At 71.4% G+C, this 19,772-nt stretch carries 16 protein-coding genes; 7 read left to right on the top strand and 9 right to left on the bottom strand.

Features of this window, described 5'->3' with window-relative positions:
- Positions 1 to 47: 47 nt before the first annotated feature.
- The 7 genes from OG948_RS46690 to OG948_RS46660 form a co-directional block, all read right to left on the bottom strand.
- Positions 48 to 1,685, bottom strand: a complete 1,638-nt coding sequence (locus tag OG948_RS46690; protein ID WP_331771101.1) for a glycoside hydrolase family 13 protein — start codon at positions 1,683 to 1,685, stop codon at positions 48 to 50.
- A gap of 71 nt (positions 1,686 to 1,756) precedes the next feature.
- Positions 1,757 to 2,605, bottom strand: a complete 849-nt coding sequence (locus OG948_RS46685) for a carbohydrate ABC transporter permease (RefSeq protein ID WP_331773528.1) — start codon at positions 2,603 to 2,605, stop codon at positions 1,757 to 1,759.
- 145 nt (positions 2,606 to 2,750) lie between these two features.
- On the bottom strand, positions 2,751 to 3,743 hold the full coding sequence (locus tag OG948_RS46680) for a sugar ABC transporter permease (RefSeq protein WP_331771100.1): 993 nt from the start codon (positions 3,741 to 3,743) through the stop codon (positions 2,751 to 2,753).
- 224 nt (positions 3,744 to 3,967) lie between these two features.
- Positions 3,968 to 5,404, bottom strand: coding sequence for an extracellular solute-binding protein (locus OG948_RS46675; RefSeq protein ID WP_331771099.1), 1,437 nt, complete (start codon positions 5,402 to 5,404; stop codon positions 3,968 to 3,970).
- A 299-nt stretch (positions 5,405 to 5,703) separates the two neighbouring features.
- On the bottom strand, positions 5,704 to 6,744 hold the full coding sequence (locus OG948_RS46670) for a LacI family DNA-binding transcriptional regulator (RefSeq protein WP_331771098.1): 1,041 nt from the start codon (positions 6,742 to 6,744) through the stop codon (positions 5,704 to 5,706).
- A 261-nt stretch (positions 6,745 to 7,005) separates the two neighbouring features.
- Positions 7,006 to 8,121 carry a flavodoxin-dependent (E)-4-hydroxy-3-methylbut-2-enyl-diphosphate synthase gene (gene ispG, locus OG948_RS46665; RefSeq protein ID WP_331771097.1) on the bottom strand — a complete coding sequence of 372 codons (1,116 nt, stop codon included), beginning with the start codon at positions 8,119 to 8,121 and terminating at the stop codon, positions 7,006 to 7,008.
- Positions 8,122 to 8,652: 531 nt separating this feature from the next.
- The gene (locus OG948_RS46660; RefSeq protein ID WP_331771096.1) at positions 8,653 to 9,237 is read right to left on the bottom strand and encodes a phosphotransferase-like protein; all 585 of its coding nucleotides are present in this window, start codon (positions 9,235 to 9,237) and stop codon (positions 8,653 to 8,655) included.
- Between the two features lie 142 nt (positions 9,238 to 9,379).
- Between OG948_RS46660 and OG948_RS46655 the strand changes: the two genes are divergently transcribed.
- The 6 genes from OG948_RS46655 (at position 9,380) to OG948_RS46630 (ending at position 17,349) form a co-directional block, all read left to right on the top strand.
- Positions 9,380 to 10,033, top strand: a complete 654-nt coding sequence (locus tag OG948_RS46655; RefSeq protein WP_331771095.1) for a helix-turn-helix domain-containing protein — start codon at positions 9,380 to 9,382, stop codon at positions 10,031 to 10,033.
- A 78-nt stretch (positions 10,034 to 10,111) separates the two neighbouring features.
- Positions 10,112 to 10,786 (top strand): saccharopine dehydrogenase NADP-binding domain-containing protein, encoded by a 675-nt coding sequence (locus OG948_RS46650; protein WP_331771094.1) that lies wholly within the window; start codon positions 10,112 to 10,114, stop codon positions 10,784 to 10,786.
- Positions 10,783 to 11,226, top strand: a complete 444-nt coding sequence (locus OG948_RS46645; protein WP_406300651.1) for a hypothetical protein — start codon at positions 10,783 to 10,785, stop codon at positions 11,224 to 11,226. Before OG948_RS46650 ends, OG948_RS46645 begins: the two co-directional genes overlap by 4 nt.
- Before the next feature lie 496 nt (positions 11,227 to 11,722).
- Positions 11,723 to 12,436, top strand: coding sequence for a ParA family protein (locus OG948_RS46640; RefSeq protein ID WP_406300650.1), 714 nt, complete (start codon positions 11,723 to 11,725; stop codon positions 12,434 to 12,436).
- A complete protein-coding gene (locus tag OG948_RS46635; protein WP_331771092.1) occupies positions 12,436 to 13,287 on the top strand; it encodes a hypothetical protein in 852 nt (283 codons plus the stop codon). The genes OG948_RS46640 and OG948_RS46635 overlap by 1 nt, the downstream gene beginning before the upstream one ends.
- Before the next feature lie 780 nt (positions 13,288 to 14,067).
- The gene (locus OG948_RS46630) at positions 14,068 to 17,349 is read left to right on the top strand and encodes a hypothetical protein (RefSeq protein WP_331771090.1); all 3,282 of its coding nucleotides are present in this window, start codon (positions 14,068 to 14,070) and stop codon (positions 17,347 to 17,349) included.
- Positions 17,350 to 17,958: 609 nt separating this feature from the next.
- On the opposite strand, the gene OG948_RS46625 is transcribed toward OG948_RS46630, so the two are convergent.
- A complete protein-coding gene (locus OG948_RS46625; protein ID WP_331773666.1) occupies positions 17,959 to 18,195 on the bottom strand; it encodes a hypothetical protein in 237 nt (78 codons plus the stop codon).
- Between OG948_RS46625 and OG948_RS46620 the strand changes: the two genes are divergently transcribed.
- Complete coding sequence (locus OG948_RS46620; RefSeq protein ID WP_331771089.1) at positions 18,143 to 18,370, top strand: hypothetical protein; 228 nt, start codon at positions 18,143 to 18,145, stop codon at positions 18,368 to 18,370. The two genes, OG948_RS46625 and OG948_RS46620, sit on opposite strands and share 53 nt — an antisense overlap.
- 28 nt (positions 18,371 to 18,398) lie before the next feature.
- On the opposite strand, the gene OG948_RS46615 is transcribed toward OG948_RS46620, so the two are convergent.
- On the bottom strand, positions 18,399 to 19,583 hold the full coding sequence (locus OG948_RS46615) for a 4-hydroxybenzoate 3-monooxygenase (protein ID WP_331771088.1): 1,185 nt from the start codon (positions 19,581 to 19,583) through the stop codon (positions 18,399 to 18,401).
- Positions 19,584 to 19,772 lie beyond the last annotated feature (189 nt).

Genomic DNA, 19,772 nt, shown 5'->3' with positions numbered 1-19,772 from the left:
AACCGCGGTCGCGCGAACGGCCGAAGCACCGACGCCCGGGCCCTCACTCACAATCGCAACCAAGCCGCGGTGTCCGACCCGAGTCGCCCGTCGTCGGCCAATGGCCCACTCGTCAGCAACGGTTCGGCGTGTTCGGGAAGCTCCACCGGCTCTCGGCCCAGGTTGACCACACACGCGAACCGGTCGCCCCGGGTGAACGCGATCACCTGCGCCGATGCCCCCGGCAACCAGGTCAGATCGCCGTCGCCGAGCGCCGATTCCGCGCGGCGCAGCCGGATCGCGGTCCGGTACAGGGTCAGCATCGAGTCCGGGTCGCCGCTCTGCGCCTCGGCGGTCCGGTCGGCCCAGTCGGCCGGCTGCGGCAGCCACGGCGGCGCCGACGCGCGCGCCGGGCTGAAGCCGTACGGCGGTGCGTCCCCCGACCAGGGCAGCGGTACCCGGCAGCCGTCCCGGCCCGGCGAGGTGCCGCCCGAGCGCAGGGCCATCGGGTCCTGCAACGCCGCCACCGGGATGTCCTCCACCTCGGGCAGCCCCAACTCCTCGCCCTGGTAGATGTAGACCGCGCCGGGCAGCGCGAGGGTGAGCAGCGCCGCCGCCCGGGCCCGGCGGGTGCCCAGTGCCGGATCGGTCGGTACGCCGCGCGCCTTGGTCGCGAAGTGGAACGAGGTGTCCGCACGGCCGTACCGGGTCACCGTTCGGGTCACGTCGTGGTTCGCCAGTACCCAGGTCGCGGGCGCGGACACCGGGGCGTGCGCGGCCAGGGTGTCCTCGATCGAGGCGCGCAGTCGGCCGGGTTCCCACGGGCAGGACAGGAAGTCGAAGTTGAACGCGGTGTGCAACTCGTCCGGCCGCAGGTAGCGCGCGAAGCGCTCGGTGTCCGGCAGCCAGATCTCGCCGATCAGCGCGCGCGGATCCGGGTACGAGTCGGCGATCGCGCGCCATGAACGGTAGATGGCGTGCAGCCCGTCCAGATCGACGTAGGGGTGCGGGCCGGTCGAGTCCGGGTCCAGGTCGGGCAGCGCCGGGTCCTTCTCCAGGAGCGCCGCCGAGTCGATCCGCACGCCGGAAGCGCCCCGGTCGAACCAGAAGCGCAGTACGTCCTCGTGTTCCGCGCGGACGCGCGGGTGGGCCCAGTTGAGGTCGGGCTGGCGCGAGTCGAACAGGTTGAGGTACCAGTCGCCGGGCGTGCCGTCCGGATCGTCGGCCCGGGTCCAGGCCGAACCGTGGAACTCGGACACCCAGTTGTTCGGCGGCAGTTCGCCGTGTCCGGGCCGAAACCAGAACAACTCGCGTTCGGGTGCCCTCGGGTCGGCGATCGCCGCCCGAAACCACGGATGCTCGCTGGAGACGTGGTTGGGCACGATGTCCACGATGGTGCGGATGCCCAGCTCCAGCGCGTCGGTGATCAGCTTCTCCGCCCCGGCCAGGGTGCCGAACTCCGGTGCCACGCCCCGGTAGTCGGCCACGTCGTAGCCGCCGTCGGCCATCGGCGAGGGATACCAGGGGCTGAACCACAGCGCGTCCACGCCCAATTCGGCCAGGTACGGTAGCCGCTCGCGCACACCGGCCAGGTCCCCGGTTCCGTCGCCGTCGCCGTCGGCGAAGCTGCGCGGGTACACCTGGTAGATCACCGCGCCGCGCCACCACGGTGCCGCCTGCGCTCCCTGTCGGCCGTGCTCTGCCACGTCGGCGTTCCTTTCGGTGGGAGGGGAAGGGAAGAGGGGGAGAGGAGGTGCGGGCGAGGGGGAGAGGAGGTCTACTCCTTGACGCCGCCCGCGCTGATCCCGGCGATGATGTGCCGCTGGAAGACCAGGAAGATGGCGACCATCGGGATGCTCGCGATCACCATCGCGCCGATCAGGTAGGTCAGCGGCAGACTCGCGGACAGTTGCACCAGCGCGACGCTGATCGGCTGCTTGTCGGTGTCCGGGAAGACCAGCAGCGGCCACAGGAAGTCCTGCCAGACCGCGACCACCGCGAAGATCGACACCACCCCGAGCACCGGCCGCGACATCGGCAGCACGATGTACCACAGGGTCCGCAGCGGTCCGGCGCCGTCGATCGACGCGGCCTCCAACACGTCGTCGGGCAACTGGTCGAAGAAGCGCTTGAGCAGGTACAGGTTGAACGCGTTGGCCACCGACGGCAGCCAGATCGCCCACGGGGTGTTGAGCAGGTTGGTGCCGACGAATGGCACGTCGATCGCGGTCAGGTACTTGGGCACGAGCAGCGCGGACGCGGGCACCATCAGGGTGGCCAGGATCGCGCCGAGCACGATCTGCCCGAACACCGGCTTGAGTTTGGACAGCGCGTACGCCGCCGCCGTGCACAACACGATCTGGAAGAACCACGCGCCGCCCGCCTGGAGCGCGGTGTTCTCGAGGTAGCGGGCCAGGTCCATCCGGCGCCACGCCTCGGCGTAGTTGTCCGCGTGCCATTCCTTCGGCACGTAGGTCGGCGGGCTCTGCAACATCTCGTCGGGGGACTTGAACGCTCCGGTGACCATCCAATAGATGGGGAACAGGAACGCGGCCGTGAAGCCCGCCAGGGTGAGCGCGAAGACCACCCAGTAGGTGATCCTGCCTCGTTTGCTGCGCAGCCGCATCGGTGAGACGAGGGTGCGTACCTGGGCGCCGGCCCGGCGCCGGGAGCGTTCCGCGGCGCGTTCCGCCCGCCGATGCGCGCGCCGATCCGCCCATGCGCCGGCGCGCCCGCCGCCGGATCCGATCGTGATCGTCATCGCCGGCCCCCTAGTCCTTCGTCCGGGTCAACCGCAGGTACAGCGCGGAGAACGCCGCGAGCAGGATCAGCAGCAGCACGCTGAGCGCGCAGGCGCTTCCGTAGTCGCTGTAGACGAACGCGTATTTGTAGATCAGGTACAGCACGGTGATGGTGGAGTCGCCGGGTCCGCCGCCGGTGATGACGAAGGGTTCGACGAACACCTGCATCGTGGCGATGATCTGCAGGAGCATCAGCATCAGGATGATGAACCGGGTCTGCGGGACGGTCACGTGCCGGATGCGCTGCCACAGGTTCGCGCCGTCCAGCTCGGCCGCCTCGTACAACTCGCCGGGGATGCCCTGGAGCGCGGCCAGGTAGATCAGCACCGTGCCGCCCATGTTGGCCCAGGTGGCGACCAGGACCAGCGAGATCATCGCGGTGTCCTCGCCGTTGGTCCAAGTCGAGGTGGGCAGGTGCGCGGCGCGGAGCACCTCGTTGAACAGGCCCGGTCCCGGGTCGAAGAACCATTTCCACATCAGCGCGGTGACCACCGGCGGGATCATCACCGGCAGGTAGACCGCGAGTCGGAAGAACGCCCGGGCGTGCCGCATTTCGTTGATCAGCAGGGCCAGTACGAACGGCACCACGAAGCCGATCACCAGGGCCAGTCCGGTGAAGTAGAAGGTGTTGCGCCAGGCGGCGGCGAACTCGGGGTCGTGGAAGACGGTGGTGAAGTTGTCGAACCCCACCCACTCGGTGCCCGCGTCGGCCCGGCCGCCGGTGCGTTGGAAGGACAGTTGGATGGCCCGGATCGCCGGATACCAGGAGAACAGCGCGAAGCAGAGCAGGCCGCCGGCGAGGAATCCGTACGCGGTGAGGTTGGCGGTGATCGTGCGGCGCAGGCGGGTTCGGCCCCGGGGGCGGGAGGTGGGGCCGCCCCGGGGACCGGTTCGGGAGCCGCCGGGTCGCCATCGGGTCCGGCCCGGGGGGTCCGGCTTCGAGACCGCGACCGTGGTTGTCATGGCGTGCGCTCCCTCGCTGCTGTCGCTTGTCGCCGCTGCCGCTGCTGCTGCTTGTGCCGGTGCCGCTGGTGGGCAGGTGGGCAGGTGGGCCGGGGTGGCCGGGTGTCGGGGGTGTGCGGGCAACGGGCCGAGCGCCGGGGCGGGCCGGGGCTGGGGTGGTGTCCCGGCCGGCCCGTCGGGCGCGCGGAGAGTGCCCGGTGGTGACCGCTGCGCGCGGGCCGGGGCTACTTGGCGAGTTGCTGGGTGATCTTGGTGTTCGCGTCGCCGAGCAGCTTGTCCAGGTCGGCGTCCTTCTTGGTCAGCACGCTGGAGACCACGCCGTCCAGGATCGAGTAGATCTGCTGGCCGTTCGGGGGTTCGGCGATCGCGGGGACGGTGGCGCCGGCGAAGCTCGCGTAGTTCTCCACCGGCAGGTTCGCGTTGGCCGCCTTGAGGTCGACGTTGGACTTCGCGGCGCCGCCGGTCCAGATGGCCGGCTCGGGCAGTCCGACCGGCTCCTTGTCGGTCTTGCCCCGGGCCCAGTCGTTCAGGCCCTTGCCCGGGGTGAGCGCGAGGAAGTCGAGCCACTTCAGGCCCGCCTCGATCTGCTCGGGGGTGCACTTCTTGTTGAACATGTAGCCGTCGCCGCCGGCCAGGGTGCCCTTGCCCTCGGGCATCGGCGCGATGCCCAGGTCGGCGAGCTTGCCGCCGAACTCGTTGACGATGGTGGGGATGTTGTCGGGCGCGGCCAGGAACATGCCGAGCCGACCGCTGCCCATCATCTGCTGGACGTCCGCGATGGTCAGCAACTGCTTGCTGCCCATGCTGTTGTCCGTCCAGCGCATGTCGTGCAGCGTCTGCAGCACGGCCTTGCCCTCGGGCGTGTTCACGGTGCCGGACTTGCCGTCGGCGGACACCGCCGTGCCGCCGCGCGAATACAACTCGGCGACGAAGTGCCAGCCGCCCTGGTTGCTCGCGCTGTAGTCGGCGTAGCCGACCGTGCCGCCGCCGCTGTCGGCGATCTTCTTGGCCGCGGCACGGACCTCGTCCCACGTGGCCGGCGGTTTGTTCGGGTCCAGGCCGGCCTTGGTGAACAGCGCGCGGTTGTAGACCAGGCCCATCGAGTAGTTCGTGCGCGGTACGCCGAACGTCTTGCCGCCGGCGTCCTGGAAGTACTTCACCAGGTCGGGGCGAAGTTCCTTGCCCGCGACGAGCTTGTCCAGGTGGGCGCTGATGTCGGCCGCGCCGCCGCGGGCCAGCACGGTCTGCACATTGGTGTAGTTGACGTAGAACAGGTCTTCCATCTGTCCGCCGGACAACTTTGCCTCGAACGTGGTCGGGTCCGAGCAGGGGAACGCGTCCTTGGACTCGATTTTGATATTCGGGTTGGCCTTCTCGAAGGTGGCCACGTCTTGTTCCCACTGCTTGCGGTCGACCTCGGCGGTGCGCGGCGGCTTGCAGTTGACGGTGATCGAGACCTTCTTGCCGCCGCCGGTCGCGGCGGGGTTCGCGGCGCCCGAGGGGTCGGCCTTGGCGTTGTCCGCTTTGTCGCCGGAGTCGTCCGAGCAGGCGACTCCGGCGAAGAGGAGACCGGCGGCGACGAGGGCGGCGGAGGATCTGCGGTACCTGGGCGTGGTGTCGCGCAGCCGACGTGCGCGACGGGTTTCACGTATCTGGCGCATCTGAAGAGCCCTTCTGACCGTGGGGACTCGTCGGCCGGCAGGTCGTCGTGCTGCCCGCGGGGGATTGCGGGCAGCACGACATGGCCCGGGGGCGGCCGTGCGGATCTCGGTCGGTACTCGATGGAACCCGACGACGGAACGAACAGGCGCAGACGTCCGGGAAGGTGCGTTCCGGACCCTGCGTGGCGCTGCACACTCAACCACGGGGGAGTACGGGGCTACAAGATGTCGACGAGATTTCGCAAATTAGCGACAGGGGTTGGTGGTTCGATCGATGCTGCCTTGCAGAATGCTGCCTTTCAGTTGGCGGTGGGTCCGGTGGAGCGGTCGTCGGGGGTGTCCCGACCGGCCGCCGGAACCGGTCCCGACGACTTGCGCAGCACCAACTCCGGCTCGAACAGCAGCTCGTCGTGGGTGACCCGGGTGCCGGCGATCTCGGCCATCAGCAACTCGACCGCGGCCCGGCCCATCAGCTCGATCGGCTGGCGTACGGTGCTCAGCGGCGGGTCGGTGGCCGACATCAGCGCGGAGTCGTCGTAGCCGACGATCGACACATCGCCCGGAACGTGAAGTCCCAGGCGGCGCACGGCCCTTACCGCGCCGAGCGCGAGCGGGTCGCTGGCGCACACGAGCGCGGTGATGCCGCGATTGATCAGCCGGGTGGCGGCGGCCTGGCCGCCCTCGGGGGAGAACAGCGCGTGTTCGATCCGGTCCTCGGGGAGGTGTACGGCGAGCCGGGCCGCGGCCAGTTTGCGGTTGGAGGGCACGTGGTCCGGCGGCCCGAGGATCATTCCGATCCGGTCGTGGCCCAGCGCCGTCAGATGTGCGATCGCCTGCTCGGCGGCGGCCGCGTCGTCGCAGCTCACCCGCGGGAAGTCGAGGTTGTCCACGGCGGCGTTCATCAACACGGTGGGCAGGTTGCGCTCGGCCAGGCGGGCGTAGTGGCCGTGCGGCGAATCGGCCTGCGCGTACATGCCACCGAAGAAGATCACCCCGGAAACGGCCTGGTCGAGCAGCATCTCGACATAGTCGGCCTCGGTCACCCCGCCGGCCGTCTGGGTGCACAACACGGGCGTGAACCCGCGTTGCGCGAGCGCGCCGACCACGATCTCGGCCAACGCCGGGAAGATCGGATTCTGCAACTCCGGCAACACCAATCCGACCAACCGCGCCCGCTCGCCGCGCAGTTGGGTGGGCCGCTCGTACCCCATCACGTCCAACGCGGTCAGCACCGCGGCCCGGGTCCCCTCCGACACCCCCGGCTTTCCGTTGAGCACGCGACTGACCGTCGCCTCGCTCACTCCGACCTTCTTCGCAACCTCAGCAAGTCGACGCACCATGCGCGCAAGACTAGTACGAGCAACGTCATCTTTTTGCACGATCACGCAAGCCTTGTGCGCGCGGGGTGGGCGCGCGGGTACGGGGGCGGCGCGGGCCGCCGTCGCGCTCCGCCCCGGCGCGTCCGCGTGGAGCGGATCCGGGGCCGGCGTGAGGACCCGCCGCCCACCGTCCGGCGCGCCCACCCCACCCACACCGCGCATCGAGACGCTACCGGGCAGGCGCGGACCCCGGCACGTGACGGGGCGACCGAAGGTGTGGGGTTACGGGGTTGGGGGCGTGAGCGATTGGGCGGCTTCGAGGAGGGCTTCGACGATTTGGGATTCGGGAACGGTTTTCACGATTTGGCCTCGGACGAAGATTTGGCCCTTGCCGTTGCCGGAGGACACGCCGATGTCCGCTTCGCGGGATTCGCCGGGGCCGTTCACGACACAGCCCATGACCGCGACGCGCAGCGGGATCGGGAAGCCGTCGAAGGCCGCCTCGACCCGGCGGGCCAGGCGGTGGATGTCCACCTGGAGTCGGCCGCAGCCCGGGCAGGAGACGATTTCGAGTCGGCGCGGGCGAAGCCCGAGGGATTGCAGGATGTGGCAGCCGGCCTTGACCTGTTCGGTGGGCGAGTCGGACAGCGACACCCGGATCGTGTCGCCGATGCCCTCCGACAGCAGGATGCCGAACGCCACGGCGGACTTGATCGAGCCCTGGAGGCTGGGCCCGGCCTCGGTCACGCCCAGGTGCAGCGGATAGTCGCAGCGCGCGGCGAGCAACCGGTACGCGGCGATCACCGTGCGCGGATCGTGGTGCTTGACCGCGATCTTCAGGTCACCGAAGCCGTGCTCCTCGAACAACGAGCATTCCCACAGCGCCGATTCGACCAGCGCCTCGGGATCGGCCCGACCGCCGTGCCGGGCCAGCACCCGCGGGTCGAGCGAGCCGGCGTTGACCCCGATCCGGATCGGTACGCCCGCCGCGCCCGCCGCCGTCGCGATCTCCCGGACCTTGTCGTCGAACCGGCGAATGTTGCCCGGGTTCACCCGTACCGCCGCGCAGCCCGCGTCGATCGCCTGGAAGACGTAGCGCGGCTGGAAGTGGATGTCCGCGACCACCGGGATCGGCGATCGCGCCGTGATCGCGGGCAGCGCGTCGGCGTCGTCCTGGGAGGGCACCGCGACCCGGACGATGTCGCAGCCGGCGGCGGTGACCTCCGCGATCTGCTGCAGCGTGGCGTCGACGTCGGCGGTCGAGGTGGTGGTCATGGTCTGCACGCTGATCGGCGCCCCGTCGCCCACCGGTACGGCGCCGACGTCGATCCGCCGCGACCGGCGCCGGATCGGAACCTGCGTGGGCACCTCGGGCAGGCCGAGGTCGGTGGCGGTCATGCGGGTGCCTCCTGTGCGGATGGGCGCGTACTCGCGGCTGCGCGACGCAGCTGTGCCGGGGCGTCTGCGATCGGCGCATCCCGTACCGGCGACGGGAGTTCGGCACCGGCGGAGGACGCACGAGGCGGCCTCGCTCGACTACCGGTGCGCCGGTGCAATCGCGGGTCGGTCGCGCGTGGTCGACCGAGTCTCGGGCACCCGTCGTACATGTTCCTCCCGGGTCGCAGCGGTGTGCGCACGCGGCTGCCGGGCCGGGCCGAAGCCCGGTCGGCGCGACGTGCATATGGCAGTTTTCCCGACGATCAGACGATCGAGAAGGCGTGAAGCGTGGCCCGGTGGCGCACCGATGATCAAGACGGTACGCGGGGGGTACGGACGTACGGGAGGGCGCGATCGGATGCGCCGGGCGGTCGCTTCGAGCGCCGTCGGGTGCCGGTCGCGTGCCGGTTGGTGCCGATTCGGGTGTCGGGTCGGAGGCAGGTTCGGGAGCCGGACCCGGTGCGGGGCCGGCTCCGTCGGTGGCCTCGCGGCTCACCCGTCGAGCAACATCCGGCGTAGCCGCTCGAAGGCGGTCGGACTCGGGCGGTTCGGCAGGAAATCCCGGATCTGCCGGGCGCATTCGGCGGAGCTGTAGGTGTGCGTGTCGCATTCGAGGTCGTACACGCCGTGCGCGTGCACTCGGTCGAACTGGAGGGCCACCAGGCCCGAAGGCCGGTCCCCGCGTGCCTGTTCGCGGCGCAGCAACTCGGCGCGTGGGCAGCGTAACCCGACCAGCACCACGTCCCGGGCGGGCAGCACGTCCAGGCAGTCGAGCAGGCGCCAACGTTTGCTGAGGAGGTGGTCCATCACCACATGGTTCCCGGCGGCGGCCATGCCGGCGACCGCGCGGTGGAAGCCCCTGACGGTGCGGTCGATCTCGGCCTGGACGAGGTCCGGCGCGATGTGCCGCTTCGAACGCATGGCGTGGAAGGAGTCCACCGGGAGGTGGTAGTGCGAGGGTTCGAGGATGCGCAGCAGTTCCGTCGCGATGCTGGACTTGCCGGAACTGGAGGTGCCGTTCAGGAAGATGATGCGCCCCGTCGCGGGTCGCGGCGGTGACTCTTGCGGCGACGTCATCTCCGCAGTGTAGCGACCCAGGGCCTATTGCGGATCTCCTATATCCGTTATCTCGATGCGCGGCGACCTCACGTGCTCTCCGTCGATATGATCCACTAGAGTGCCACTACAGTTAATGGCGAGAGCGGACGGGACGGCGGACATGGCGAGCTCGACGGGTTCCCCGGGGACGGGCGTACGTGCGGCCAAGGCCGCCGCCAACCGGGCACGCATGCTCGGTGCGGCGCGTGAGCTGTTCATCGCACGCGGATACGTCGCCACCACGATGGCCGCCATCGCGACCGAGGCGGGTGTCGCGGTGCAGACGCTCTACTTCACCTTCGCGACCAAGCGGGCGATCCTGGCCGAACTGCTCGACGTCGCGGTGACCGGGGACGCCGAGCCGATCGCCACGCTCGACCGGCCCTGGGTGGCCGAGGCGCTCGCGGCTGCGCCGGTCACCCAGATCCGGCTGCAAGTGGTCGCCACCGCAGGGATCCTGGCCCGGGTCGGGCCGATCCTGGAGGTGGTGCGATCCGCCGCCGCGGTGGACCCGGAGATCGCGCAGTTGTGGCGGACCAACATCGCCCATCGACACACCGTGCAGCTACACCTGGCCGAGGCGCTCGCGGCCAAGACCGACCTGCGGGCCGGCCTCGACGCGGCCCGCGCCGCCGACCTCGCGCTCGCCGTACTGGCCCCGGAGAGCTACCACCTGCTCGTCCACGACCGGGGGTGGAGCCCCGAGGCGTGGCAGGTGTGGGCGGCGGACGCGCTGGTGCTGCAACTGCTCACGGGCGCGGTGGATCCGGGCTGAGCCCGCTTCGCGCGCGGCCCGGCGGAACCGCGCGGCACGATCTGAACAGAGTGACACTCCAGTGGAGGTGATGGGCGGATGAACCCGACCGTCGGCGCGGACGCCGGCCCGATAGTGCTCATCGGCGGCTACGGCGCGGTCGGCACCGAGGTCGGCCGGACGCTCGCACCGTGGTTCCCGGGTCGAGTGCTGCCCGCCGGCCGCGATCTCGATCGGGCGCGTCGAGGCGCCGCCGAACTCGGCGGCGCGTTCGGCGGGGCGCGCGTCGACGTCACCGAACCCGGCTCCGTCGTCCGGCTTCTGACGGAGTATCGGCCCGCTGCCGTGGTCCTGTGTGTGGAGCCGCCGGATGCCGAGATCGCCCGGCTGTGCCTGAGCGGCGGTGTTCCGATCGTCGACGTCGGCGCGTCCCACCACCTGCTCGCGGCGACCGCCGCGCTGCGCGACACGGCCGCGTCGACCGGGGCCCGCGCGCTGTTGAGCGTCGGGGTCGCACCCGGGCTGAGCAACCTGCCGGCCCGCAGGGCACACACCGAAGTCGGCGGCGCGGATCGGATCGAGATCACGATCGTGCTCGGCGCCGGCGAGCGGCACGGCACGGACGCGATCCGCTGGACCCTCGACGGTCTCGCCGCGCCGGTGACCGCGACGCCGGCCCGGGTCGGCCTGCCGGGATGCGGCGTGCGGACGGCCACCCGTTCCCGTTCTCCGATCAGTACACGCTGCGCGACACGCTCGGCGTACCCGACGTGACGACGCGGCTGTGTCTGGACTCGCGGATGTCGACGGGGCTGCTGTTCGGTCTGCGGCGTACGGGCGTTGCCCGCGCGGTCGAGCGACCCGGGGTGCGCGGGGCGCTGACGGCGACGCTGCGTCGGGTCCATCTCGGCGGGGACGGGTTCGCGGTCCGGGTGGACGCGATTCGCGGGGCGCCGGGGAGGGCCGACGGCGACGCGGTGCCCACGGAGCGGCGGGTCACGTACGCCGTCACCGGTCGAGGCCAGAGCCGGGCCACCGGCCTGGTCGCCGCACACGCGACGCGGCACATCCTGACCGGCGCGGCCCGACCGGGCGTACGGCACCTCGACGAGGTCGACGAACTCCTCGGCCTGCCGGAGAGCTTGGGATCGGAAGGCTTGCGACTCCGGCGATTCCGGCACGACGCCATCGGGCCGATTCCGCCGGCGTGGTGACCACTCGCGCGAGGGTGCTCGGGTGAGGCGGTGCGGAGCCGCCCGCCTCGGAGCCGCCCGCCTCGGCATCCGACGTTCAGGGCTCGGTCCACCGGTCGGGTGCCGGTGGCTCGTGCCGACATCCTGGGGGCGTGCGTTGCGTTGGCCGTTCCGTTGGGGAGAGGGGCTCCGCTCGGCGGCGCTCCACGGGTGAGGCGGGCGAGCGGGTGTCGTCCGGCGGTGCGGCGGGCGTTGTCCATCAGGGATTCGGTCGCCTGATTCGGTCGCGTGGTCGGGTCGTCGGGTCGTCGGGTCGTCGGATCGCGTCGGAACGCCCTGGATCGGACCGAAATCACCGATGTGGTCGACCTCGCGGAGTGTCGCACCTCCCGAAGGGGGGTTGCCCGTCGGGGCTCTGGCATGCTGGGCGGCGTCCGAGTACCCGTGATGGGGAAGCCAACGGAGGTCCCAGATGAGCCTTGCCCGCAGAGCGACTTCGCCACCCAAAGCGAAGGTCGTGGTCGTCATCAACCGTAAGGGTGGCGTCGGCAAGAGCACGATCGCGGTGAATCTGGCCGCCGTCGAGGGCCAGAACTTCACTCCCACCGGGCCGTTCGACCCCGATGCCGACGCGCCCGTGGTCGCCTGTGGAATCGACCCGCAGGGGTCGATGGAGGACTGGGCGGACCGGGTCCCCGAGGAACACCTGCCGTTCGACTACATGTCCACCAAGGGCAAGCCCGGCATGCTCGCCGAGTTGAAGGCCGATCCCGCGGTCGCGCGGATCATCGTGGACAGCCCGGGATTCATGGACACCGACCCCGAGGCCGAACTCGCCACCGACCCGCTCGGGCACGGCGCGGCGGCGGACGCCCTGCGGGACATGCTCGAGGTCGCGGACCTGGCGGTGGTACCGATCACGCCGGAGTTCATGAGCTGGTCGCCCAGCGAGTACACGATCGAGCGGGTGCTCAAGCCGCGTGGGATCCCGTACATCGCGGTGGTCAATCTGTGGGACCCGCGCGACGGCGAGACCGACCGGGCCCGGGTCGAGGCGTGGATAGACGAACGCGGCTACCCCAGGGCCCGGGAGCCGATTCGCAAGTACAAGATCCACGCCCATGCGGCGGAGGGCGGACTCGTGGTCACCCAATACAAGGAGAGCGGCACCGCGTTGCGTGCCCGCGAGGACTTCTACAAGCTCGCCCTCGCGATCGAGCAGGCGATCTGATGGGCCGTCAACGTACTCCCCGGACGGCCGCCGAGCCGCGTCGACTGCGGACCGCCGCCGACATGGCCAAGGAACTGCCGGCGCCGTTTCGGCCACTGTCCGACAGTCCGGTCCTGATCGACGACGAACAGCGACAACTGGCAGCGTGCGAGGCCGCGATCGAGACCTTGCGGGTCGCGTTCTGGGCGGCGGGCAAGGCATTGCAGATCGTCCGTGACGCGCGGCTGTACCGCACCCGCTACGAGACCTTCGAGGACTACTGCCTCGACCGCTGGGACATGCAACGCCGGTACGCGGACCGGCTGATCCAGGCCTGGCCGATCGCGGAGGCGTTGAGTCCAATTGGCCTCAAGGCGGTGAACGAGGCGCAGGTGCGTGAACTCGTCCCGCTCGCGGGCCGATACGGGAACGAGGCCGCCGTGACGGTGTACCGCACGGTCGCCGAGGCGGAAGCCGTACCGCTGACGGCGGCGGTGTTGCGCGGCGCGGTGGCGGCGGTCGGCGAGGCGTTCTCCCCGGCTGCCGCGGTCGAGCAGGTCCGCGACTACCTCGCCTCGCTCGGCATCGAGCCGGAGCCCGAGGGTGACCGGGTGGTCGACTACACGGCCAAGGCCGCGGACACCATTCCGCGTCGCTGGCTGAGCACGCTGGCCAGGCAGGACCGGGCGGCGGCGGTGGCCTACCTCGACGAGTTGGAGCGTCAGGTGGCGCGGGCACGGCGGGAGCTTGCCGAGGGCGAAGCCGAGGGCCGTGCCGGTGGTCCGGGCGCAGCCGATGTCGCGGGTCGTCCGGACGGCGACGCGGGGTCGGGGTCGGGGTCGAGCGCGGACCGGAGCGCGGTGTCCGCGTAGGCGCTGCGCGCCGCCGGAGCATGGCCGTCGGGTGAGTCCAATTGGACTCACTTGGTGAGTCGTTGCGGCCGGGCGGTCGCTCGTGCGTGCGTTGCGGTGCGCCGGGGCGTGCCTGTGCCCCCGTCGGGGTTCGGCGGCCCTTGCCTTCGTCGCACGCGGGCGGGTGCCTTCCGCGTACGGCCGCCGGCCGCCGGCTTCCCGCCTTCCGCCTCTCGCGTTCCGCGATTGCCGCGAGTACGAGGCAAACGCGTGCGGCGGGCCGGGCGTGCTCGGTGGCGGAGGGGCGCCGGTGCGTGCGTACCGCAGACGCGACGGGCGCGCGACCCGGGCCGGCGTACGCGCGGATGCCGGCCCGGGGGCGGCGGAGCGGATGTCTGCGGCACCTGATCGGATCGTCCCCGGTGGCCGGATCACCTGTCACCGACCGCCTCGGAAGGTCACTTCCCGAAAGCTGACATCTCGAAGGGTGACTTGTCGAAGGGTGGCTCCGGAACGTGACCGCGGATCACCGACCGGACGTCGAAGCGGCCGTTGAAGGCCGAGCCGCGTACCGCGAAGCCGGGTTCCTCCACCACGCAGGTAGCCTCCTCCACCGAAGGACGGTCCCTCACCCGAAATCCAGTCTCCGGCCGAAGGACGCCGCCGCCGAGGGGAGCCCCCACCGACCGTCGGATCGCCCACCCGGCGTTCGCTCCTCCGCGGCCCGAATCACCCACCGAAACGAGCACTTCCCGACTCGGACCCGTGCCTCGCGCGCGGGACGAAGGAGTTGTCGCAGACATGCTGGACCTCGCGCGCTGGGACTGGTCCCGGCACTGGCCCTACCTGGCCGGAGCCCTCGTCGTGCTGGCCTCGATCGTCCTCATCGAACGCGCCCGCCGCCGCGCGATCGCCGAACGCGCCCGCGTCGCGGCCCTGCCGGAGGAGGCCCGCAAGGCGTTGGAGAGCGACCGGTCCGCGACCCGGGACCGGCGCGGGAGGCGAGTCGAGGACCTGCTGACGGCGGCGGTCGCGGCAGCCGCGGCGGGCCTGTCGGCGGCCCAACTCGGCAAGTTCGGCCGGGACGTCATGGGTCTGCACGGCCCGTGGGCGTATCTGCCGTTCGTCGCGCTGGACTTCGCGGCCGTGGTGTGTGCGCTGCGAGCGCGCCGGCGGGCGTCGCGGGGCGCCGCGGCGGGTCTGTCGGGGGCCCTGGTGTGGGTCCTGGCGTTGTTGTCCGCGTCGATGTCGGCCAGCGAGGGCGACAACCTCGGCGAGGCGTTCGCGCTCGGCATCTGGGCGCCGATCGCGGCGGTGTTGTGGGAGCTGGGCCTGGCCGAGGAGCGGCACGCGCGGACCGAACGCGCCGATCGTCGGATCGGGTTGATCCGCTGGCTGCACCCGATCGAACGTGTCCTGGTCCTGGCCGAGTTGGCGGGTGACGAACACCTCGGCGCGGCCGACGCGACCGAACGTGTCCGTGAGCGCCGCGCGGCACGCGCGTTGTACCGCCTGCGCCAGGCCACCGAGGCCCGTGCGGCCCAGATGGACGGGGGCGTCTCCCGCTCCAAGCGCGGGACCGAGCGCAGGTACCGTCGTGCCGAGGCGTTCGCGCAACGTACGGCGGCGCGCGTCCGGTTGGCCGACGCCGAGGTGGAGGCCGCGGTCCTGCCGCAACTGCGCATCCTGGTCGACGTGGGTCGGCTCGCGAACATGACCTGGCCCGCGCCGGACGCCACCGCCATTCCCCGGCAGCGCGGCGGCCGGCCGCACCTCGGCACGGGTCCCACGCACCCGCAGGCCGGCGAACCGCACTCGTATCCGACCGCCACGCGCCGGGTTGCCGGCGTCGCGGTCTTCGCCGGCGCCGGCGCGCAGCCGGAGGCCGGGTTTTCGTCCATGGACGGCGGATCGTCGGAGGACGAGCCTGTGCAGCGCGCCACGCCTGCCGTGTCGCCGAGTGTGAACGGCTCGGGCCGTGGCGCGGCTGCGCCCTCTGCTTCGCCCTCGTCTGCGGTCGGGGAAGACGCGGAGGTGGGGCAGCAGGAGACGAGGATCGGATGGTCGGGGGCCGGTGACCTGCTCGTCGACGGGACGGTCGGGTCGTCCCCTGCCGGGGACCCGCGTGACGGTGTGGTGGCCACCTGGCCGGGCGGCGGCGGCGAGTCGGGCCGAGGGGCGGGGGCTCGGTTGCCGAGGGCCTCGGGTCCGGCGACTGTCGGTGCCGGGGGTTCGGCGACGCGAGGCACGCCGAACGGGCCGCGCGGCCCGGAAGGCCGGTCCCGGGAAGCGGCGATGGCTTCGGCGGGCGCCGGGGGCTCGACCCGATCGTCCGGCGCCGGGGGCGGGGCGCCGCGAGCTGCCGAGCCGCGTCGGGCGGAGGCGGGCGACGGGGACTCGGATGACCGAGATCGGACCCGAGGCGTGACCGGAGACTCGTCGAGCGGGCACGGACCCCGGTACGAGCGTCCCCCGGGGCCGGCGGCCGAACAGCCCGATCTCGGCGCAGTCCGCGTAGGCGCGGCGGAGTCCGCACCGGCCGCGGTGAGCTGGGCCCCGGACATGGCGACGCCGCCGGGAGACGAGGGCTTGCCTCTCGGTGCGCGGATCGGGCCGCTCGTGCCCGTCGCCGGCGCGCACGAGCCGGGGACCGGGCCGGAACCCGCGGAGGACGGTCGGCACTTCGTGGGGACGAATGCGTATGGCGACGCGTACGCACCTCGCGAGGCACAGGTCGGGTCGTCCGGTGGCGAAGGCGGGTACGGCGGCGAACTCGGGACGTGGCCGGAGTCCGCGAGTACGCGCCGCCACGTCGCGGAAGCCGAGGTGTCCGGCGACGCGGCCGCTCCTCGGGGCGCGGTGGCGGGGGTGCGTCGGCATGTCGCGGATGCGGACCCGGACGTGTCGGGTGCCCTGTCGGGTGCCGTGGCGGGGGCCGACCGGATGGCGGGGCCCGAGTTGCTCGGTGGCGGAGGTACGCGTCACCACATGGCGGGTACGTGGTCCGAGGACTTGGAGCCGGACCGCGTGTCGGGTGTCGCCGACACGCCTCCTGTCGCCTCGAGGCGGGACGCCGGTGGCGGGTCGTCGGGTTCGGGCTCGGGTTCGGGTGTCGGGGGAGGGCCCGGGTTCGACGTGGTGGCGTCCGCGGGGCGACTACCCGATGCCGGCGTGCGCGCGGAGGCGGATGGCCGGTCGTGGGAGGTCGGTGACCTGCACCATCGCGCGACAGCCGATGTGCGCTGGGAGGGGACGCCGCAACCTGCCCCGTCGGGCATGTCGCCGGAGGCTCCGAACAGGTACGAGGACGGCGCCGTCGGGTCGCCCGCCGTGGCGGGTTCGTACCCGGACGCGAGTGCCGGTTCGCCCGACGTCCCCGGCCGGCCGCGCGATGCCGCCGGCGCCGTGAGCGTGTCGGGAGCGGTCCGACCCGACATGGCGGCGAGCGGGTCCGGTACCGGGGCGACACCCGTGTCGGCTCGTACCACCCGCCACGGGCGGGCCACCCGACACGACGGCGACCCCGACATGGCGCCGCCCGGCGACCCGACACCCGCCATGGCGGCACCACGCGGCCGGACAGGCGACATGGCGCCCACCGCCGATTCCGGCAGCGGCGTACACCGTCCGCCATCGGAACCGACACTCCCGGACCTGCCCGCCACGCCCGACGAACGCCGCGCGGAACCCGACGTCACATCGTCACGCCGGACGACTCCGGCAGATTCGGCGGCCGGCGACGCCAATTCCGCGCCGGTACCGGCGACACCCGACGCACCGTCGGAGCCGCCCGCCGGCGACCTGATCGAATCGTCTCCCGCGGCCTCCATCGACTACGACATCGCACTCCAGGGCCGAGTCGCCGACGGCGCGGCGCTCACCACCGCCGCCCGCCGTGACCCCCGAGTCCTCAGCCTCGCCGCCCTCCTCGCCGCCGAAGCCGACCTGACCGGCGCCGCCGTGGGCCGCAGCCTCGGCGTCAGCGAACGCACCGGCCAACGCCTCCTCCGCCTGGCCCAGGACGAACTCGACGCCCGCCGCAACCACGCCGACAACCCCGACCTGGCCGACGCGGGTCTGTGACCGGAGGCAGCCATTGCCAAGCCCGCCGCCGAGCCGGCCACCACCGAGGTGACCCACATCCGAGAAGTGACTTCGTACAACCGAAATCCCGGCGCGGGTCGGCGGCGGTCGTGACGTCGAGGGTTCGCCCGAACCTCTTTCGCCGGGGACCGGGGACCGGTGATCGGTACCCCGACCACCGAGCGCACCGTCTCGCGCTCCGTGGTCCGCCGTACGGCACGCTGCGCACGGTGGTTCCGCAACCGCGCACTTCGACCGGTTGCCCGATTCCCGAGTCCTGCTCCCTGAACGTCGACCCGACCCCCGGCAACGGAGGCCGGGCCGACGTGTCCACCACCCTGCGGCGAACATGGCCGGTCGCAGCAACGACGGCCCCCGACATCATGACCGGTCGCACCGACACGACAACAGGCGCATGGCAGTACGAGGTTCGGGACGGTCTGCGCGGCCCTCGGCCCGCCCGCGCGGCCCGCTTGGTCGCTCGATCGGCGGCGCGCCGCGTACCGGTCGACTCCGGGTCGGCCGCCGCCGTCGCGATCGTGGCGGTGCCTCAAGACACGGGCTTGCGCACTCCCCTTTCGACGCCCTCGACGCCCTCGACCACAATCGTCATCGCCGGTCCGGGCCGGCGGCGAGGTGCAGAGCGAGTCCGCTGGTGCCGGGAGATTCCAGACCCGGCACCAACTCCGCACCATCCCGGTAGGTCAAACCGGTGTAGTCGCCGCCGGACTCCGAGCGGTACGGAATCGGCAGCCGCCCGTTCAGCGAGTTGTGGGCCGCCACCGAGGTCGGCGTGCGCGGCCACGGATCACAGCGCTTTCGGCATCCGATGATCGGCGTGATCACGTTGCATCAGGATCGCTTCCAGCTGCCGGACGGTTCCGGCCAGGAGCCGATCACCCTGGTGCCCGAACCGGACGGCATCGATGAGGACAATCCACGATTGCTCGCGAAGCCGGCTGCCGACCCGGCTGCCGACCTTGGCGCCGACGCCACCGGCGCCGCGCAGCCGCGGCTCTGAGACCATCGGGACTCACGGACACCACCCCTCAGTTCAGCCCGGTGATGAACTCGCTGAACAGACGGTTCGCCGAGCCGGACTCGAACAGGCGCTCCAGGTCCGCCCGGGCGATCCGGCGCCGGAACTCGCCTTGATATGAAGCGTCCCCGGCGTTGTGCACCAATTCGGTCCACCAGGCCGCGAACGCCTGGTAGTTCCACACGTGACGAAGGCACGTGGACGAGTAGTCGTCGAGCAGGCTCACATCGTGATCGTTGTCCCGGTAGTGGAGTACGGCCTTCGCGAACACCTCGGCGTCGTGCAGGGCCAGGTTCATTCCCTTGGCGCTCATCGGCGGAACGATGTGTGCCGCGTCCCCGAGCAGGTACAGCCGGCCGTAACTCATCGGGCTGTACACCACACTTCGCAGTGGCACCAGTTGCGTGCCGACGATCCGACCCCTGGTGGCCACGGGCTCACCGAAGCGCGTCTCGATCTCGTCCCAGATGCGCTCCTCCGTCCACTGTGTCGCGGAACTGTCCAGCGGGCACTGCAGATAGAACCGACTCGCGTGCGGACCGCGAGCGAACTGACCCGCGAACCCCCGAGGATGCAGCGCCATCATGGACTGATGATTGGCCGGAACCTCGGCCAGGATGGTCAACCACGCGTACCCGTATTCGTGGGAGTCCCGCGTGAGGCACTCCTCGGGGATGGCCGCCCTGCTGACGCCGCGGTCGCCGTCGCAACCGGCGACGAACTCGCAGCCGATCACCCTCGTCGATCCGGCGTCGTCGCGATAGCGAACGCGTGGGCGTTCGTCGCCGCCGATGTTCGCCAACGAGACGTCGGCATCGAAGCGAAGGTCTCCGCCGTCGCCGACGAACACGTCGATGAGGTTGCGCACGAGTACCTGTTGAGGGCAGAAACGTCCGTCGCCGTGATCGTCGGATCCGAACGCGAGGGGACGCGTTTCGCCGTCGATCCGGAAGTTCATCACCGGCTCGAAGGGGACGCCTCCGATCACCCGGTCCTCGAGTCCCCACTCACGGAACATGCGCGCCGCCCGGGTGTCGATGACCCCGGCTCGTTGTCGCTGCTCGACGTACTCACGGCTGCGTTTCTCCAAGATGACGCAGTCGATCCCACTGCGCAGCAGGAAATTGCCGAGCGTGAGTCCGGCGACTCCCGCTCCCACGATTACTACGGTGGTGTTCTCGTCCGTTTCGGACATGGTTGGGACTCCCTGGAAATGGCGGTTGTGAGGCCGACCACGGCATGGCTGCACTTGGCATGCGGACATGGCCTCGTGGCCGGCGATCGCAGACATGCCTCATGGCCGGCGGTTCGGCGGTTCGACGAACCGGGAAACCGGGGGAACCGGCCACGGAAGCGGCGCCGCGGCATGGGCGCTCGTCTACCA

The organism is Embleya sp. NBC_00888 (assembly GCF_045207655.1).
Taxonomy (GTDB): domain Bacteria; phylum Actinomycetota; class Actinomycetes; order Streptomycetales; family Streptomycetaceae; genus Embleya.
Note: the sequence above shows the minus strand (reverse complement) of the source record. Positions and strands in the feature narration are given on the sequence as shown.

Coding starts and splice junctions, on each gene's coding strand:
- ispG (WP_331771097.1), bottom strand. CDS start 8,121: ATGACCGCCACCGACCTCGGCCTGCCCGAGGTGCCCACGCAGGTTCCG.
- OG948_RS46685 (WP_331773528.1), bottom strand. CDS start 2,605: ATGCGGCTGCGCAGCAAACGAGGCAGGATCACCTACTGGGTGGTCTTC.
- OG948_RS46615 (WP_331771088.1), bottom strand. CDS start 19,583: ATGTCCGAAACGGACGAGAACACCACCGTAGTAATCGTGGGAGCGGGA.
- OG948_RS46650 (WP_331771094.1), top strand. CDS start 10,112: ATGAACCCGACCGTCGGCGCGGACGCCGGCCCGATAGTGCTCATCGGC.
- OG948_RS46635 (WP_331771092.1), top strand. CDS start 12,436: ATGGGCCGTCAACGTACTCCCCGGACGGCCGCCGAGCCGCGTCGACTG.
- OG948_RS46680 (WP_331771100.1), bottom strand. CDS start 3,743: ATGACAACCACGGTCGCGGTCTCGAAGCCGGACCCCCCGGGCCGGACC.
- OG948_RS46670 (WP_331771098.1), bottom strand. CDS start 6,744: ATGGTGCGTCGACTTGCTGAGGTTGCGAAGAAGGTCGGAGTGAGCGAG.
- OG948_RS46660 (WP_331771096.1), bottom strand. CDS start 9,237: ATGACGTCGCCGCAAGAGTCACCGCCGCGACCCGCGACGGGGCGCATC.
- OG948_RS46655 (WP_331771095.1), top strand. CDS start 9,380: ATGGCGAGCTCGACGGGTTCCCCGGGGACGGGCGTACGTGCGGCCAAG.
- OG948_RS46675 (WP_331771099.1), bottom strand. CDS start 5,404: ATGCGCCAGATACGTGAAACCCGTCGCGCACGTCGGCTGCGCGACACC.
- OG948_RS46630 (WP_331771090.1), top strand. CDS start 14,068: ATGCTGGACCTCGCGCGCTGGGACTGGTCCCGGCACTGGCCCTACCTG.